Below are 16,014 nucleotides of genomic sequence, written 5' to 3' on the forward strand. Positions count from 1 at the left end.
ATGGCGGGCCCTCAGGATGAGGGCGGAGTGCGCGGCAGCAATTTCAACGGGGCCAATGCTGCTTAGCCTCATCCTGAGGAGACCGCTGGAAGCGGTCGTCTCGAAGGACGAGGCGCTTGCTCAGGCCGCCACCAAGACGCCATCTGCGATAGCCCTACCGCTTGCGGGGAGAGGTCGGATCGCCCCCGGCGATGCGAAGCATCGTCCGGCGCGATCCGGGTGAGGGGCACAGGTCTCACTGCGATCTCAGTCTCGTAGGGTGGGCAAAGCGACTTGTCCGCCGTAGCTCGAAGAGCGAAGGCGGAAGCGTGCCCACCAGAGTTCTTGCGCGCGTCGCGATGGTGGGCACGGCGCGCGAAGTGCGCGCCTTTGCCCACCCTACGGCTCTTCCCGAGCGGGAAGAGGCGAAGCCTCACGCCATGCTCAGCTCGTGCCGGCCGACCACCATCCAGTGCACCTCGTCCGGACCGTCGGCAAAGCGCAGGTGACGAACGTCCTGGTACATCTCGGCGAGCGGGGTCCAGTGCGAGATGCCGGTGGCGCCGTGCATCTGGATCGCCTGATCGATGATCTTGCAGGCGCGCTCGGGCACCATGGCCTTGACCATGGAGACCCAGACGCGGGCTTCCTTGTTGCCGAGCACGTCCATCGCCTTGGCGGCCTTCAGCACCATCAGCCGCATCGCCTCGATCTCGCAGCGGGCCTGCGCGATGATCTGCATGTTGCCGCCGAGATGGGCGATCTTCTTGCCGAAGGCTTCGCGGGTGAGGCCACGCTGCACCATCAGATCGAGCGCCTTCTCGGCCTTGCCGATGGTGCGCATGCAGTGATGGATGCGGCCGGGACCGAGACGGAGCTGCGAGATCTCGAAGCCGCGGCCTTCGCCGAGCAGCATGTTCTCCTTCGGCACGCGCACGTTGTTGAAGCGCATGTGCATGTGACCGCGCGGGGCGTGGTCCTGGCCGAACACGTACATGGGGCCGAGCACCTCGACGCCGGGCGTGTCGCGCGGCACCAGGATCTGCGACTGCTGCTTGCTCGGCGCCGCATCCGGATTGGTCTTCACCATCACGATGAGGATCTTGCAGCGGGGATCGCCGAGACCGGAGATGTAGTACTTCTCGCCGTTGATGACCCATTCGTCGCCGACGAGCTTTGCCGTCGTCGAGATGTTCTTGGCGTCGGAGGAGGCGACGTTCGGCTCGGTCATGACATAGGCCGAGCGGATCTCGCCGTTGAGCAGCGGCTTCAGCCACTTCTCCTTCTGCTCCTTGGTGCCGACGCGCTCCAGCACCTCCATGTTGCCGGTGTCGGGCGCCGAGCAGTTCATGGTCTCGGACGCTAGCGGGCTCTTGCCGAGCTCCGAGGCGATATAGGCATAGTCGAGATTCTTCAGGCCCTGGCCGGTCTCGTCATCGGGCAGGAAGAAGTTCCAGAGGCCTTCCTGCTTGGCCTTGTTCTTCGCCTTCTCCAGCACCTCGAGCTGCTTCGGCGTGAAGCTCCAGCGGTCCTCCTTGCCTTCGCCCGCCTTCGCGAACTCGATCGACATCGGCTCGACGGTGTCGCGGATGAACTTCCTGACATGGTCGTAGAGCGGCCGGACCTGGTCCGACATGCGCAGATCGTTGAGCTCGTCGCCCGGATTGAGCGTGTAGTTGGTGGTGCGGGGAATGTAGGTGTGTTTTGTCATTGTTCCTCCCGGGGACGCTGAGTTCATGCTGCACGCAAGAATAGTCGCAGCGCGGCCAAAGTGCGAGCGCGCATTTTTTACGCGGGGCCGTGCCACGCGATGGAATATCGCGAGGCGTTTGAAATGTTGTTTGAATGGGGGCGGGCGAACTCTTCCCCGATGTCGTCCCGGACAAGCGCGCCCCAAGCGCGCGTAGATCCGGGACCCATACGCCGCAGCAATAGTTTTGCGAAGGCTCGGAGTTGCCAGCTTCGCGCTACAACTTCTCTTTGGGGTAATGGGTCCCGGCCCCCGTGCGCAATTGCGCACTAGGCCGGGCCGACACCGAATGTATGCATGCCTAGTTCGCCATCCGGTGCATCGCGCAGATCTTGTTGCCGTCGAGGTCGCGCAAGTAGGCGAGATAGAGCTTGTTGCCCGCGCCCTCGCGGATGCCGGGCGGATTCTCGATCGGCGTTCCGCCGGCGGCAACACCGGCGGCGTGCCACTTGTCGACCTGCTCAGGCGAGTTGGCGGCAAAGCCGATGGTGCCACCGTTCGCGCAGGTCGCCGGCTCGCCGTTGATCGGCTTCGACACCGAGAACACGCCGGTCTTGGTAATGTAGAAGATGCGGTGGCCGTCGACCCTGGCCGGCCGCACTTCGAGTGTGCCGAGCAGCTTGTCGTAGAACGCCTTGGCCTTGTCGAGGTCGTTGGTGCCGATCATCACGTGCGAGAACATTTGCCCTATCCCCTCAGAGTTTGTAGCCCGGATGGAGCGTAGCGAAATCCGGGTCTTGCTTGCTTTTGGTCGTCCCGGATTGCGCTTCGCTCCATCCGGGCTGCGAAATTCAAAACGCCGTATAGCCGCCGTCGATCACGAACGTATCCGCCGTGTGATACGATGACGCCTTGCTCATCAGGTACACCGCGATGCCGCCGAAATCGGACGCTTCGCCGAAGCGGCGCACCGGAATTCGCGGCATCACGTTGGCGACGAACTTGTCGTTGGCCATGAGACCTGATGTCATGTCGCTCTTGATCCAGCCGGGCAGGATCGCATTCGCGGTGACGCCGTGCCGCGCCAGCTCGACGCCGAGCGCGCGCACCAGCGCGTTGATCGCGGCCTTGGTCGCCGCATAATGCTCATTGCGCGCGGTGCCGAAGATCGAGGCGAGGCTCGAGGTCGCAACCAGCCGGCCGAAGGGATCGCCGGCATTGGCGCGCTCGGTCATGTGCCTGGCCGCCGCCTGGAACGCGTGGAACACGCCATCGAGATTGGTCGCGAACATCGTGCGCCATTCCTCCTCGGTGCGCTCGATGAAGGAGCGCCGGCCACCGCCGCCGATGCCGGCGTTGGCGAAGCAGCCATCCACTCGGCCGAAGGTCTCCAGTGTGGCCTTCATCGCGGCTTCGACCGAGGCTGGATCGGTGACGTCGCAGACACGGCTATCGACCTTGCCTGATAGCCCCGCCATGCTCGCGGCAGCAGCCTTGTTCTTGTCAGCATTGCGGCCCCAGATCGAGACGTTACAGCCCTGGCCGGCGAGCGCCTGCGCGATGCCGAGCCCGATGCCGCCATTGCCGCCGGTGATCACGGCGACGCGGCCGGTGAGGTCGAAAAGGTTCATGGCGCGTTTCCTGCTTTGGGCATAAGGCGCATCAGCCGCTGCGCACAAGATTGCTTGCTATGCTCCGATCACCATGGACAAGACAGCGCCAAAAATCAAATATGCACCCCGGCAAAACGAATTCCGGTCTGCGAAATTGATGCAGGCTGCAACTGACGAGGAAACCATGCAGTTCAAACACGTCACGCTCGATTTCGATGGCTCGGTCGCGATCCTCAGGCTCGACCATCAGGAGGTGATGAACGCGGTCTCCATGGACATGCTCGGCGGCCTTGCCGAGGCGCTCGATACGATCGAGGAGAAGAAGGACGAGGTGCGCTGCGTCGTGCTGACCGGCGCGGGCCGCGCGTTCTGCACCGGCGCGAATCTCCAGGGCCGCAACAACCAGTCGAAGAAGACCAAGGCCGGCCTGACGTTGGAGACCGGCTTTCATCCCTTCCTGCGGCGCATCCGCAATCTGCATTGCCCGATCATCACCGCGGTCAATGGCCCGGCCGCTGGTGCCGGCATGAGCTTCGCGCTGCTCGGCGACATGATTTTGTGCGCGCGGTCCTCCTACTTTCTTCAAGCCTTCCGCCGCATCGGGCTCGTGCCGGATTGCGGCTCGACCTGGCTGCTGCCGCGCCTCGTCGGCCGGGCGCGCTCGATCGAACTGTCGTTGATGGGCGAGCGGCTGCCGGCAGAAAAGGCGCTGGAATGGGGCCTCGTCAACCGCGTCTATGACGACGGCGTGCTGATGGAGGAGGCGATGAAGCTCGCGCGTGATCTCGCCAGCGGCCCGACGGTCGCGCTGTCGCTGATCCGCAAGCTCTACTGGGACAGCCCCGAAAATTCCTTCGAGGATCAGCTCAATCTCGAATTCCAGTGCCAGCTCCGTGCCGGCGACACCCAGGACTTTCGCGAGGGCGTCGGCGCGTTTCTTGAGAAGCGCCCCGCGCAGTTCAAGGGCAAATGATCGAGACGGAGCTTTCCCGCAGCGTCGCGCGCTGGTACCCGGGCGCGACCGGCGTCACCGGCGCGGCAAAGCTGTCCGGCGGCGCCAGCCAGGAAACCTGGCGCTTCGATATCGTGCATCCCGATGGGCCGATCGGTGCGATCCTGCGCCGCTCGCCGAAGGGCTATGGCGCAGCGCCGACGCGCGCGGCGGGCCTCGCAGCCGAGGCGCAGCTGATGCAGCTCGCGTTTGAGGCCGGCGTGCCGTCGCCGCGCGTGCTGCATGTGCTGACGGCTGAGGACGATCTCGGCACTGGCTTTATCATGCAGCGGGTCGAGGGCGAGACCATCGCCCGCAAGATTCTTCGCGATGAGGAGTTTGCCGCGGCGCGGCCACTGCTTGCGCGACAGATCGGCGGCGTGCTTGCGGGCCTGCACAGGCTGCCGCAGGACAAGCTGCCCGAGCTGCGCAGCCGGAACGCGACCGAGGAGATCTCTGAGTTCGAGCGCGACTATCGCAGCCTGAACTGGCCAAAGCCGGTGTTCGAGCTGGCGCTGCGCTGGCTGCGCGACCACGATCCCGGCCCCTCAGTCGAGACCACGCTGGTGCATGGCGATTTCCGCAACGGCAATCTCATCATCGGCCCCGACGGTGTCCGCGCCGTGCTCGATTGGGAGCTCGCCCATCTCGGCGACCCCATGGAGGATCTTGGCTGGGTTTGCGTCAACTCCTGGCGCTTCGGCGAGATCGACAAGCCCGTCGGCGGCTTTGGTTCGCGCGAGGAGCTGTTCGCCGGCTACGAGACCGCGGGCCGCAAGGTCGATCCGGCGCGTGTGAAATTCTGGGAAGTGATGGGCACGCTGCGCTGGGGCATCATGTGCGGCGGCATGATGCAGCGGTTTCGCGAGGGCCCGGACCATTCCATGGAGCGCGCCATGATCGGCCGCCGCGCCTCCGAGACCGAGATCGATCTGTTGCGGCTATTGGCGCCGCGCGGGAGTTGACACATGCAGGACGAGCCGACGCCGGTCGAGCTGACCAAGTCAGTCGCCGACTTCCTCCGCAGCGACATCACGCCGCTGATCTCCGGCCATCAGGCCTTCAAGCTGCGTGTCGCCATCAACATCCTCGATCTCGTCGCGCGGCAGCTGACGCAGGAAGAGGGGAGCGATGCCAAGGAGGTGGAGCGCCTGCGCACGCTGCTTGGCGTGAACGGCTCGGTGACCGAGCTCAACCGTGTGCTTGCGGAGCGCATCGCCAAAGGCGAGGTCGATCTCGCAACCCCGGGCCTCGCCGAGCATCTGTGGGCGACCACGATGGACAAGCTGGCGGTCGATCAGCCGAACTACGCCTCGTACAAGCGCGAGCTAGGGCGGAGCGATTAGGCGACGCTCGAATCTCCATCGTCGTCCCGGCCTGCGCCCATGGGCGCTAAAATAGGATTTGCGCGTTGGATTCGCTTGTGATTCCAAATTGGGATGGCACACGAATCGCTTGTGAACGAGGACTGGGCGCGCGTAGTCGCCCGGCTTGGCGGCGCCGAAGCGCTCAACGTTAGCGCGCGCGAGACGAAGGCGTTTGTCCGCCCGCGGGAAATCAGCAATGCGGTGGATTTGCTGCGCTTGATCCTGGCGTATTGCCTTGGCGAGCGAGGTCTGCGGTTGACGGCGGCATGGGCCACGTCGGTGGGCCTTGTCGATATCTCCAACGTGGCTCTGTTGTATCGGTTGCGTCAGTGCGGAGATTGGCTGGCGAAGTTGATAGGCCAAGCACTGGCGAGCGGTGCGCCGAAGGCGAGCCACGGCCGCCTGATCCGCATTGTTGACGCCACGACGGTCCCGAAGGCTGGGACGAGCGGCAGGAACAAGAACGCGGTGTGGCGCATACACAGCGCGTTCGATCTTCCGCAGGAGCGCTTTGGTCACTTCGAGCTGACCGATCAGCGAGCGGGCGAGACGCTGGACCGGATACCGGTGATTGCCGGCGAAATCCGTCTTGGCGACCGCGCTTATCTGCAACCGGAGCGCATGGCACGTCTCGTCGATGCCGGCGCGGACTTCGTGATCCGGTCCGGCTGGAAGAGCGCGCGTTGGGTTGATGCCAAAGGTGGTCTGGTCGATCTGACGGCCGAACTGCGCAAGGCTTCGGCATGTGGCCTGATCGATCGACCGATCTGGATAAAACGCAAGTCTGGCGCACCGCTGCTCGCTCTGCGTCTGGTTGCCGTCAAGAAGCCGGCGCAAGCGGCCGCGGTCGCACGACGCAAGGCGCGCCGAACGGCCCAAAAGGGAGGCCACCAGCTCTCCAGGCAAACACTTGACGCTGCAGATTGGGTGATCCTGGTGACCTCGCTCGCACCGGAGGACTTCTCAACGAGCGATGTCCTTGCCCTCTATCGGCTGCGATGGCGCATTGAACTCGGCTTCAAGCGGCTCAAGAGTTTGATTGGCCTGAAGGGCCCTCCCGGAACTGACGAGCGGTCCGCCAGGCCCCACATCCTCGCTCATCTGCTGATCATTCTCCTGCTCGAGCCACTCGTCGACGAACTCGAGGACTCTCCCCGCTTGGCCGAGGCCGCCTGACCCGTCCAGGGACCTGGCGTCTGCTCCGCCAACTCGTCGCCTCGCTTCGACAAGCAATCATGCCCCAACCCGCGATTGCTTGCCTGCGCAGACTTCGCTCCACGCTCGGACGGCACCTACACGAACCACCAAGACGAAAACGTCGCTATCAAGCTATGCAACTATTTTAGCGCCCATGGGCGAAGGCCGGGACCCATACCGCGTGATCTATCGGGTGCATATGGTCGGAGTACCGAACGACTAACCTCCGCCAAACTAGCTATTGTGGTTATGGGTCCCGGCCTTCGCCGGGACGACTGCGGAGAGAGTTGTTGCGCACGGTTGCGATGTGGGCCTCCTACCTCCCCACCCATTTCGGTGGCCGCTTCTCCGAGAACGCCTTCGGCCCCTCGATGTAATCCTGCGAGGCCACCATCGCCTTCACCGCCGGATACTCCCGCTGCTCTTCGATCGCCTGCTCCAGCGACACGCCAAGCCCCCGCTGGATCGCCTGCTTGGACGCGCGGATCGACATCGGCGAGTTCTTGGTGATCATCTCCGCCCAGCGCAGCGCGGCGGTCAGCGCCTCGCCCTGCGGCACCACCTCGTTGACGAAGCCGAGCTCGAGACCTTCCTTGGCGCTGACATGGCGCGCCGTGAGGATCATGCCCATGGCGCGCTTCAACCCGATCTGCCGCGGCAGGCGATGCAGGCCGCCGGCGAGCGCGGCAAGGCCGACGCGCGGCTCGGGCAGGGCGAAGGTCGCGTTCTCCGCGGCGATGATGAGGTCGCAGGCGAGCGCAATCTCGAAACCGCCGCCCATGGCGACGCCATTCACCGCTGCGATGATCGGCTTGTCGCAGTCGAAGCGCGAGGTGAGGCCGGCGAAACCGCCCTTGTCCCAGCCGCGTTTTCCCCCGGCGGCCTGCCACTTCAGATCGTTGCCGGCGCAGAACGCCTTGTCGCCGCTACCTGTGACGATCGCGATCCACTGTTCGGGATCGGCGGAGAAATCGTCGAACACCTTTTGCAGCTCGAAATGCGCGTCGGTGTGCAGCGCGTTGTAGACTTCGGGCCGCGACAGCGTGACGATCGTGATCGGCCCCTTGCGTTCCACCTTGGAAAATTTCAGCTCCATCGCGCGCTCCCGCATTTTCTCGTGAAGGAATATTGGCGTCATACTAGCGCGCGTCGGCGCCTGAGCACCATCGAATTGCGCAATGCGCTTTGCGCATCTCACACGTCTCGGCTTGCTTGACTTGGCGACGCTCTTCTCACCTTAATCGTGCGAAGCAAAGACGCGCCTAGCGCCTTAACGCAAAACGACAAAATCAATCCGGGAGAGAACCGTGGATTTCTCATTACCTGCCGACCTCGTCGCCTATCTCGGAGAGCTCGACCGTTTCATCGCACGCGAGATCAAGCCGCTGGAGGAGGCCGACGACAACATCCGCTTCTTCGACCATCGCCGCGAATGGGCGCGCACCGATTTCGAGAACGGCGGCCTGCCGCGCCACGAATGGGAGACGCTGCTGCGCAAGGCGAAGGATCTCGCCGACGCCGCCGGGCACCTGCGCTTTCCGGTGCCGAAGCAATATGGCGGCAAGGACGGCTCCAACCTCTGGATGGCCGTGATCCGCGAGCACTTTGCTGCGAAGGGGCTCGGCCTGCACAACGATCTCCAGAACGAGCATTCCATCGTCGGCAACTTCCCCGTCGTGACCATGCTCGACCGCTATGGCCGCGACGACCAGAAGGCGATGATCGACGGCTCGATCAGGGGCAAATACCGCATCACCTTTGGCCTGACCGAGCCGCATCACGGCTCGGACGCGACCCACATGGAGACGCGCGCGGTGCCGGCCACGCGCGACAACGTCAAGGGCTGGATCATCAACGGCGAGAAGATGTGGACGACCGGCATGCATGTTGCCACCCACTGCGCGCTGTTCGCGCGCACCAGCGGCAATGACGGCGATGCCCGCGGCATCACCTGCTTCCTGGTGCCGGCGAAGAGCCACGGCGTCAGGATCGAGGAGTATATGTGGACCTTCAACATGCCGACCGACCATCCCCGCGTCAGCTTTACCGACGTGTTCGTGCCGGAGGATGCCCAGTTCGGCGAGGTCGGTCGCGGCCTGTCGCTGGCGCAATGTTTTGTCCACCAGAACCGCATCCGGCAGGCCGCAAGCTCGCTCGGCGCGGCCGTCTACTGCATCAACGAGAGCGTGAAGTATGCGCGCGAGCGAAAACCGTTCGGCAGAGCGCTGGCGGAAAACCAGGCGATCCAGTTCCCGCTGGTCGAGCTCGCGACGCAAGCCGAGATGCTGCGCCTCTTGATCCGCAAGACCGCCTGGGAGATGGACCAGCTCACCGAGGAGCAGATCGAGCGTACGCTCTCCGACCGCGTCTCCATGTGCAACTACTGGGCAAACCGCCTCTGCTGCGAATCCGCCGACCGCGCCATGCAGGTCCATGGCGGCATGGGCTATTCACGCCACAAGCCGTTCGAGCACATCTACCGCCACCACCGCCGCTACCGCATCACCGAAGGCAGCGAGGAGATCCAGATGCGGAAAGTGGCGGGGTTTTTGTTTGGCTATATGGGGCCGGGGAAGCATTGAGGCTTCCACCGCTATCGTAGGGTGGGCAAAGCGGAGCGTGCCCACCACCTGTTACAAGCGTGAAGGAATGGTGGGCACGGCGCGTTGCGCCTTTGCCCACCCTACGGCACTTGTCCAGGACGACAGCAAAAATCAATTCACCCTTCGGTCCTTCCCCGCCCAATACGGCTCGCGCAATTGCCGTCGCAATATCTTGCCTGACGGATTCCGCGGCAACGCCGGCAAGAACTCCACGCTCTTGGGCGTCTTGTAGCCGGCAATGCGCTCGCGGGTGAAGTTGATGATGTCGGTGGCGCTCGCCTGCTTGCCGGGCTTCATCACCACGACGGCCTTCACCGCTTCGCCCCATTTGTCGTCGGGCACGCCGATCACGGCGGCCTCGGCGACATCTGGGTGATCGCACAGCGCGCTCTCGACCTCGGCCGGGTAGATGTTCTCGCCGCCGGAGATGATCATGTCCTTGATGCGGTCGTGGATGTAGAGATAGCCGTCCTTGTCCATGTAGCCGGCATCGCCGGTGCGCAGCCAGCCGTCACCGCGCAGCGTTGCGGCGGTCGCCTCCGGCAAATTCCAGTAGCCCGCCATGTTCGAGCCTGAGCGCGTCGCGATCTCGCCGACCTCGCGCGGCGGCAGCGGCTTGCCGTCGGCGTCGAGGATCGCCAGCTCCACGCCCGCCAGCGCCTTTCCGGCCGAGCGCATCCGCTCAAGACCCTCGACGTGATCCTCTGGCGGCAATGCAACGATGGTCCCGGTCGTCTCCGTCATGCCGTATAGTTGCACGAACCCGCATTTGAACACCTCGATGCACTCCTTCAGCAGCGCCGCCGGTATAGGCGAGGCACCGTACAGCATGTATTTCAGCCTGGAGAAATCGACCGTCTTCGCACGCGGCTGCCGCACCACGAACTGCATCGCCGCTGGCACCATGAACAGTTTTGTGATGCCCGACTGCTCGAAGAAATCCAGCACCTTGGTCGGATCGAACTCGCGTGCGATCACGCCGCGGGCGCCGTGATAGAGCCCCATCACGCCCCAGCCGGAACCACCGATATGGAAGATCGGCATCGCCACCAGCGAGACGTCGTCGGTCGACCACCGGTTCCACTCCGGCTTGTCCTCGGCATTGCCCGTCTGCACGAGATTGAGGAAGTTCGCGTGCGACAGCATCGCGCCCTTCGGCTTGCCCGTTGTGCCCGAGGTGTAGAGCTGGATCGCGACGTCCTTCGTGTCGATCGGCACTTTTGGATCGTCGCCGCTCTGCGCATCGCGCCACGCCGTGAAATCCTGCCATTCCGGGGCGCCACCCTCCGTGGTGATGATGGTACGCACGCCCGGGATCTGGCCCCTGATCTGGCGAACCTGCGTGATGAACTCCGGCCCGACGAACAACACCGGCGCCTTGCAATCCGAAACGATGAAGGCGACCTCGGGCCCTGCGAGCCGCCAGTTCACCGGCGACATCACCACGCCGGCCTTCATCGCGCCCATCAGCAGCTCGAAATAGAGATCGCTGTTCTTGCCGAGATAGGCGATGCGATCGCCCTTCTTCACGCCCATCGCTAGGAGCGCGTTGGCGACCTTGTTGGTCTTGATGTCGAACTCGGCAAAGCTGGTGGCGCGGCCCTCGAACTCATAGGCAATGGCGCCGCCGCGACTCTTCGCGCGCTCGCGCACCACGTCGGCGAGGTCAGCCAATGGCTGTGTGGACATGTTTCTCCCGTACGTCTTGTTCTTATGCCGCGGAGTGTGGCGTCATCCGCGGGTGAAGACAAGATGGGGGTGGGAGTGCGCTACTGCTTCAACACCGTCGTCCCGGCCTAGTTGTGGTCTCTCAGGAGGTTGTCCATCTGGTCTGAACCGAGGAAGCTGAGGTTGCGAAGCTTCAGTGTTCCAAGGAGAGACCAGATGAACGTGCACAAGAATGCGCCTTTGACGCCCAAAGGTCGAGAGGCGATGGTCCGAAGCGTGGTGCAAGGCGGGCTGAGCCAAGCTGGCGCGGCCGACCTGTTCAATACGACGCCGAAGACGGTCGCCAAATGGGTCAAGCGGTTCCGCGCGGAAGGTGTGGAGGGATTGCGTGATCGCTCCTCCAGGCCCCTTTCATCGCCAAGCCAAACCCCGGTCGCCACGTGCACCGCTGTGGAGGCGTTGCGCCGGCAGCGCCACACCGGCAAACAGATCGCTGCCGAGGTCGAGGTGTCACCGGCCACCGTCAGCCGCATCCTGCGCCGTTTGGGATTAAACCGGATACGCGACCTGGAGCCGGCCGAACCGGAGCGCCGCTATGAGCGCGAGACGCCCGGCGAGATGCTCCACATCGACATCAAAAAGCTCGGGCGTTTCGAGCGTGTGGGCCACCGCATCACCGGCGATCCGAGTGGTCCGAACAAGAGCCGTGGCGCTGGTTGGGATTTCGTCCACGTCTGCATTGACGACCATTCCCGCGTCGCGTTCTCCGAGATCAAGCCCGACGAGACCGCGGACAGTGCTGTTCCTTTTCTCAAGGCGGCTGTGGCTTATTACAAAAGCCTCGGCGTCACCGTCACGCGCGTCATGACCGACAATGGCAGTTGCTACCAGTCCTTCGCCTTCCGCGACGCTTGCCGGGACCTCGGCATCAAGCATATTCGCACCAAGCCCTATACACCCAGAACAAACGGCAAGGCCGAGCGCTTCATCCAAACCGCGCTTCGCGAATGGGCTTATGCCAAAGCCTATCCAACATCAGATCGGCGCGCCCAAGAGCTGCCGTTCTGGCTGCACCAATACAACTGGCACCGGCCCCACGGTGGTATAAAATCTCAAACGCCGATCAGCAGGCTCGGTTTGACCGAGGACAACCTCTTGAGGCTCCACACCTAGTGCGCAATTGCGCACTAGGCCGGGACGACAACTAAGGATATCGTCGTCCTGGACAAGCGCAGCGAAGCGGAGCGCCGATCCAGGACCCATTACCACCGAGCGCAATTTGGAGAAGACTGGTCATGACCAATCTTCGTCAAACGACGTTCGGTGGTAATGGGTCCTGGCTTTCGCCAGGACGACAATAATCACCCCCGCTTCGCCCGGTCCTTCTCGTTCTGCGCCATGATGCTCTCGCGGGCGGCCTTCCAGTCGTCGTCGCTCCAGTCGCGGAGCTGGTAGAAATTGCCGCCCATCGCGAGCGCCTGGGCACCGTCCATGGCGATGGTTTCGCCATTGATCCAGTCGCAGCCGCCGGAGATCAGGAACACCGCGAGGTTCTGCAATTCCTCCATGGTGCCGACGCGGCCCATCGGGTTCATCGCCTTGGTGCGCGCGCCGGCCTCATCACCCGGCTTGATGCGCTTGCTCATGCCCTCGGTCGGAATCTCGCCCGGCGCGATCGTGTTGAGGCGGATGCCGTAGCGGCCCCATTCGGTCGCGAGCGACATCGTCATGGCGTGGATCGCCGACTTGCTCATCGCCGACGGCACGACGTAAGGCGAGCCGTTGCGCACCCAGGTCACGGTGATCGAGACGACATTGCCGGGCTGCTTCAAGGCGATCCAGCGCTTGCCGATCGCGTGCGTGACGTAGAACGTGCCGTGCATGACGATGTTGGCGACCGCGTCGAAGCCGCGCGGAGAGAGCTCTTCTGACCGCGAGATGAAATTGCCGGCGGCGTTGTTGATGAGGTCGGTGAGGGGGCCATCGCGAAAGATGGTCTCGATCATCTCCTCGACCGCGAGCGCGTTGCGGATGTCGACGCCGTGGCTGGTGACGCGGCCGCCATAGAGATCCATCAATTCGGTCGCGGTCTCGTCGCACACGATCTTGCGCCGGCCGCAGATATGCACCTCGGCGCCGAGCTGCAGGAAGCGCGCCGCCATCGACTTGCCGAGCCCGGTGCCGCCGCCGGTCACGAGAATGCGCCGTCCGGCCAGAAGATTTTCCTTGAACATGACTGTTTCTCCCGTACGGATTGTCAGTTAATTGGTCGATTGACTAAATCCGGCCGCCGGCTTTCTGTAAAGCGGCACCGAACAAGAACAGGGAGAATTCATCCATGGAAGAGCGCGTCTCGATCTCGATCTCGGAAGGTGTCGCCGACGTGCGCCTGGTGCGCGCGGACAAGATGAACGCGCTCGATCAGGCCATGTTCGAGGCCCTGGTCGCTGCAACCGACCGGCTTTCGAAGGACAAGAGCGTGCGCGCCGTCGTTCTCTCCGGCGAGGGACGTGCCTTCTGCGCCGGTCTCGACATGGGGCGTTTTGCCGCCATGAAGGAAAAGGGCGGCAATGGAATTCCGGGTGGCGAAAATCGCGACCTCACCGTGCGCACGCACGGCCAGGCGAACTTTCCGCAACAGGCGGTATGGGGATGGCGTCAGCTTCCGGTTCCGGTGATCGCGGCCGTGCACGGCGTCGCCTTCGGCGGCGGCTTCCAGCTCTCGCTCGGTGCGGACATGCGGTTCCTCAGCGCCGATGCGCGGATGTCGGTGATGGAGATCAAATGGGGGCTCGTGCCCGATATGGCGGGCACGCCGATCCTGGCTTCGCTGGTGCGCGACGATATCCTGCGCGATCTCACCTACACCGGCCGCATCTTCTCCGCGCAGGAGGCGGTGTCTTACGGTCTCGCCACGCGGATCTGCGACGACCCGCGGGCCGCCGCGCTCGAAGTCGCGCGCGAGATCGCCGGCAAGAGTCCCGATGCGATCCGCGCGGCAAAACGTCTGCTCAACAACCTCTCGGTCGATCCGGGCCCCGCGCTGCTCGCGGAGTCCGTCGAGCAGCAGAAGCTGATCGGCAGCGCCAACCAGACCGAAGCGGTGCGCGCCAATCTGGAGAAGCGCGCGCCGAAGTTTGCGGATTAGTGCGCTGTCGTTCCGGGATGGTCCGAAGGACCAGACCCGGAACCTCGAGATTCCGGGTTCGGCTCTCCGAGCCGCCCCGGAATGACGACACAAACAACAACAAAGAAAAACAAAAATGAGCGAAACGTCCCCATTCCTCGGCATCGTCTCCGGCGAGCGCCGCCGTTCCCATGCGGAGGTCACCAGTCGCGCCGACCGCATCGCGAGCGGCCTCGCCAAGATCGGCGTCCGGCAAGGCGATTGCGTCTGCATGCTGATGCGCAACGACATCGCCTTCCTGGCAGCCGCCTACGCCGCGATGCGGCTCGGGGCCTACGGCGTGCCGATCAACTGGCACTTCAAGCCGGAGGAGATCAACTACATCCTTGGCGATACCGGCACGTCCGTGCTGATCGGGCATGCCGACATGCTCCACGCCCTGCGCGAGGCGATTCCCGCCGGCATCACAGTGCTCAGCGTGCCGACGCCGCCGGAGATCCTGTCCAACTACAGGATCGATCCGGATCACCTGACCACGCCAGATTTTGCGATCGATTTCGAATCCTGGCTCGCGCAGCACCAGCCTTATGACGGCCCGGTCGTGCCGCAGCCCATGAACATGATCTATACATCGGGGACAACAGGCCATCCCAAGGGTGTACGCCGCAATGCGCCGACGCCGGATCAGCAAGCCGCCGGCGAACGCATGCGCGCGATGATCTACGGGCTCAAGCCCGGCGCCCGCGCACTGCTGCCGGGCCCGCTGTATCATTCCGCGCCGAACTCGTTCGGCATCCGCGCCGGCAAGCTCGGCGGCGCCCTGGTGCTGATGCCGCGCTTCGAGGCCGAAGAGTTTCTCGAACTCATTCAGCGCTTTGAGATCGACACCATCTTCATGGTGCCGACCATGTTCATCCGCCTGATGAAGCTGCCGGAAGAGGTGCGCAGGAAGTATGACGTCTCCTCGCTCCGACACGTCATCCATGCCGCCGCGCCGTGCCCGGCCGACGTCAAGCGCGCCATGATCGAATGGTGGGGGCCGGTGATCTATGAATTCTACGGCTCGACCGAGTCCAGCGCCGTCACCTTCGCGACCTCCGAGGACGCGCTGAAGAAACCCGGCACCGTCGGCAGGATCTCGCCCGGTGCCGAGCTTCGTTTCCTCGGCGAGGACGGAAGCGTGCTCGGCGTCGGCGAGATCGGTGAGATCTATTCCCGCATGGCGGAGCTTGCCGACTTCACCTACCACAACAAGCCGGAGAAGCGCGCCGAGATCGACCGCGACGGCTTCATCACCTCCGGCGATGTCGGCTATATCGACGAGGACGGCTACGTCTTCATCTGCGATCGCAAGCGCGACATGGTGATCTCGGGCGGCGTCAACATCTATCCGGCCGAGATCGAATCCGTGCTGCACGCCGTGCCCGGCGTGCACGATTGCGCGGTGTTCGGCATCCCCGATGCCGAGTTCGGCGAGGCGCTGATGGCCGTGGTCGAGCCGCAAGCCGGCGTCACGCTCGATGCCGCCGATGTTCGCGCGCGTCTGAAGACCTCGCTCGCCGACTACAAGGTGCCGAAGCATATCGAGGTCCGCACCGGCCTGCCGCGAGAAGACTCCGGCAAGATCTTCAAGCGCCGCCTGCGCGATCCCTATTGGGAGCAGGCGGGACGCAAGATCTGACAATTCGACGAGAACCCGTAGGGTGGGCAAAGCGACTTGTCCGCCGTAGCTCGAAGAGCGAAGGCGGAAGCGTGCCCACCAAGGCGGGCTCAAGGCAC

14 protein-coding genes are annotated in these 16,014 nt (G+C 63.9%); 8 read left to right on the plus strand and 6 right to left on the minus strand.

Features of this window, described 5'->3' with window-relative positions; translation table 11 throughout:
* Positions 1-412 precede the first annotated feature (412 nt).
* The 3 genes from ACVJ19_RS21765 to ACVJ19_RS21775 all read right to left on the minus strand — a co-directional run bounded on the left by ACVJ19_RS21765 (position 413) and on the right by ACVJ19_RS21775 (position 3,300).
* Positions 413-1,690 (minus strand): acyl-CoA dehydrogenase family protein, encoded by a 1,278-nt coding sequence (locus ACVJ19_RS21765; protein ID WP_453951042.1) that lies wholly within the window; start codon positions 1,688-1,690, stop codon positions 413-415.
* Positions 1,691-2,030: 340 nt separating this feature from the next.
* A complete protein-coding gene (locus tag ACVJ19_RS21770) occupies positions 2,031-2,411 on the minus strand; it encodes a VOC family protein (protein WP_453951043.1) in 381 nt (126 codons plus the stop codon).
* Positions 2,412-2,520: 109 nt separating this feature from the next.
* Entirely contained in the window at positions 2,521-3,300 is a 780-nt protein-coding gene (locus ACVJ19_RS21775) for an SDR family NAD(P)-dependent oxidoreductase (RefSeq protein WP_453951044.1), read from the minus strand.
* A gap of 166 nt (positions 3,301-3,466) precedes the next feature.
* On the opposite strand from ACVJ19_RS21775, the gene ACVJ19_RS21780 reads away from it, so the two are divergent.
* The 4 genes from ACVJ19_RS21780 to ACVJ19_RS21795 all read left to right on the plus strand — a co-directional run bounded on the left by ACVJ19_RS21780 (position 3,467) and on the right by ACVJ19_RS21795 (position 6,816).
* A complete protein-coding gene (locus ACVJ19_RS21780) occupies positions 3,467-4,255 on the plus strand; it encodes an enoyl-CoA hydratase/isomerase (protein ID WP_453951045.1) in 789 nt (262 codons plus the stop codon).
* Positions 4,252-5,238, plus strand: a complete 987-nt coding sequence (locus ACVJ19_RS21785) for a phosphotransferase family protein (RefSeq protein ID WP_453951046.1) — start codon at positions 4,252-4,254, stop codon at positions 5,236-5,238. Before ACVJ19_RS21780 ends, ACVJ19_RS21785 begins: the two co-directional genes overlap by 4 nt.
* A gap of 3 nt (positions 5,239-5,241) precedes the next feature.
* Positions 5,242-5,619 (plus strand): DUF6285 domain-containing protein, encoded by a 378-nt coding sequence (locus ACVJ19_RS21790; protein WP_453951047.1) that lies wholly within the window; start codon positions 5,242-5,244, stop codon positions 5,617-5,619.
* 93 nt (positions 5,620-5,712) lie between these two features.
* Positions 5,713-6,816: an IS4 family transposase gene (locus tag ACVJ19_RS21795; RefSeq protein WP_453947895.1), complete on the plus strand. Its 1,104-nt coding sequence runs from the start codon at positions 5,713-5,715 to the stop codon at positions 6,814-6,816.
* Positions 6,817-7,153: 337 nt separating this feature from the next.
* Here the strand turns inward: ACVJ19_RS21795 and ACVJ19_RS21800 are convergent, their stop codons facing one another.
* On the minus strand, positions 7,154-7,933 hold the full coding sequence (locus ACVJ19_RS21800; RefSeq protein ID WP_453951049.1) for an enoyl-CoA hydratase-related protein: 780 nt from the start codon (positions 7,931-7,933) through the stop codon (positions 7,154-7,156).
* Between the two features lie 211 nt (positions 7,934-8,144).
* Between ACVJ19_RS21800 and ACVJ19_RS21805 the strand changes: the two genes are divergently transcribed.
* Positions 8,145-9,419, plus strand: a complete 1,275-nt coding sequence (locus tag ACVJ19_RS21805; protein WP_453951050.1) for an acyl-CoA dehydrogenase family protein — start codon at positions 8,145-8,147, stop codon at positions 9,417-9,419.
* A gap of 132 nt (positions 9,420-9,551) precedes the next feature.
* Here ACVJ19_RS21805 and ACVJ19_RS21810 read toward each other — a convergent pair whose 3' ends face one another.
* Entirely contained in the window at positions 9,552-11,129 is a 1,578-nt protein-coding gene (locus tag ACVJ19_RS21810; RefSeq protein ID WP_453951051.1) for a fatty acid--CoA ligase, read from the minus strand.
* Between the two features lie 195 nt (positions 11,130-11,324).
* On the opposite strand from ACVJ19_RS21810, the gene ACVJ19_RS21815 reads away from it, so the two are divergent.
* Positions 11,325-12,281 (plus strand): IS481 family transposase, encoded by a 957-nt coding sequence (locus tag ACVJ19_RS21815; RefSeq protein ID WP_453948050.1) that lies wholly within the window; start codon positions 11,325-11,327, stop codon positions 12,279-12,281.
* Between the two features lie 188 nt (positions 12,282-12,469).
* Here ACVJ19_RS21815 and ACVJ19_RS21820 read toward each other — a convergent pair whose 3' ends face one another.
* Complete coding sequence (locus tag ACVJ19_RS21820; RefSeq protein ID WP_128942983.1) at positions 12,470-13,342, minus strand: SDR family oxidoreductase; 873 nt, start codon at positions 13,340-13,342, stop codon at positions 12,470-12,472.
* A 104-nt stretch (positions 13,343-13,446) separates the two neighbouring features.
* Between ACVJ19_RS21820 and ACVJ19_RS21825 the strand changes: the two genes are divergently transcribed.
* Both ACVJ19_RS21825 and ACVJ19_RS21830 read left to right on the plus strand, forming a co-directional pair.
* Complete coding sequence (locus ACVJ19_RS21825; protein ID WP_453951052.1) at positions 13,447-14,256, plus strand: crotonase/enoyl-CoA hydratase family protein; 810 nt, start codon at positions 13,447-13,449, stop codon at positions 14,254-14,256.
* Positions 14,257-14,371: 115 nt separating this feature from the next.
* Positions 14,372-15,916: an acyl-CoA synthetase gene (locus ACVJ19_RS21830; protein ID WP_453951053.1), complete on the plus strand. Its 1,545-nt coding sequence runs from the start codon at positions 14,372-14,374 to the stop codon at positions 15,914-15,916.
* Positions 15,917-16,014: the final 98 nt, after the last annotated feature.

The sequence above is a fragment of the Bradyrhizobium sp. USDA 376 genome, assembly GCF_054063675.1.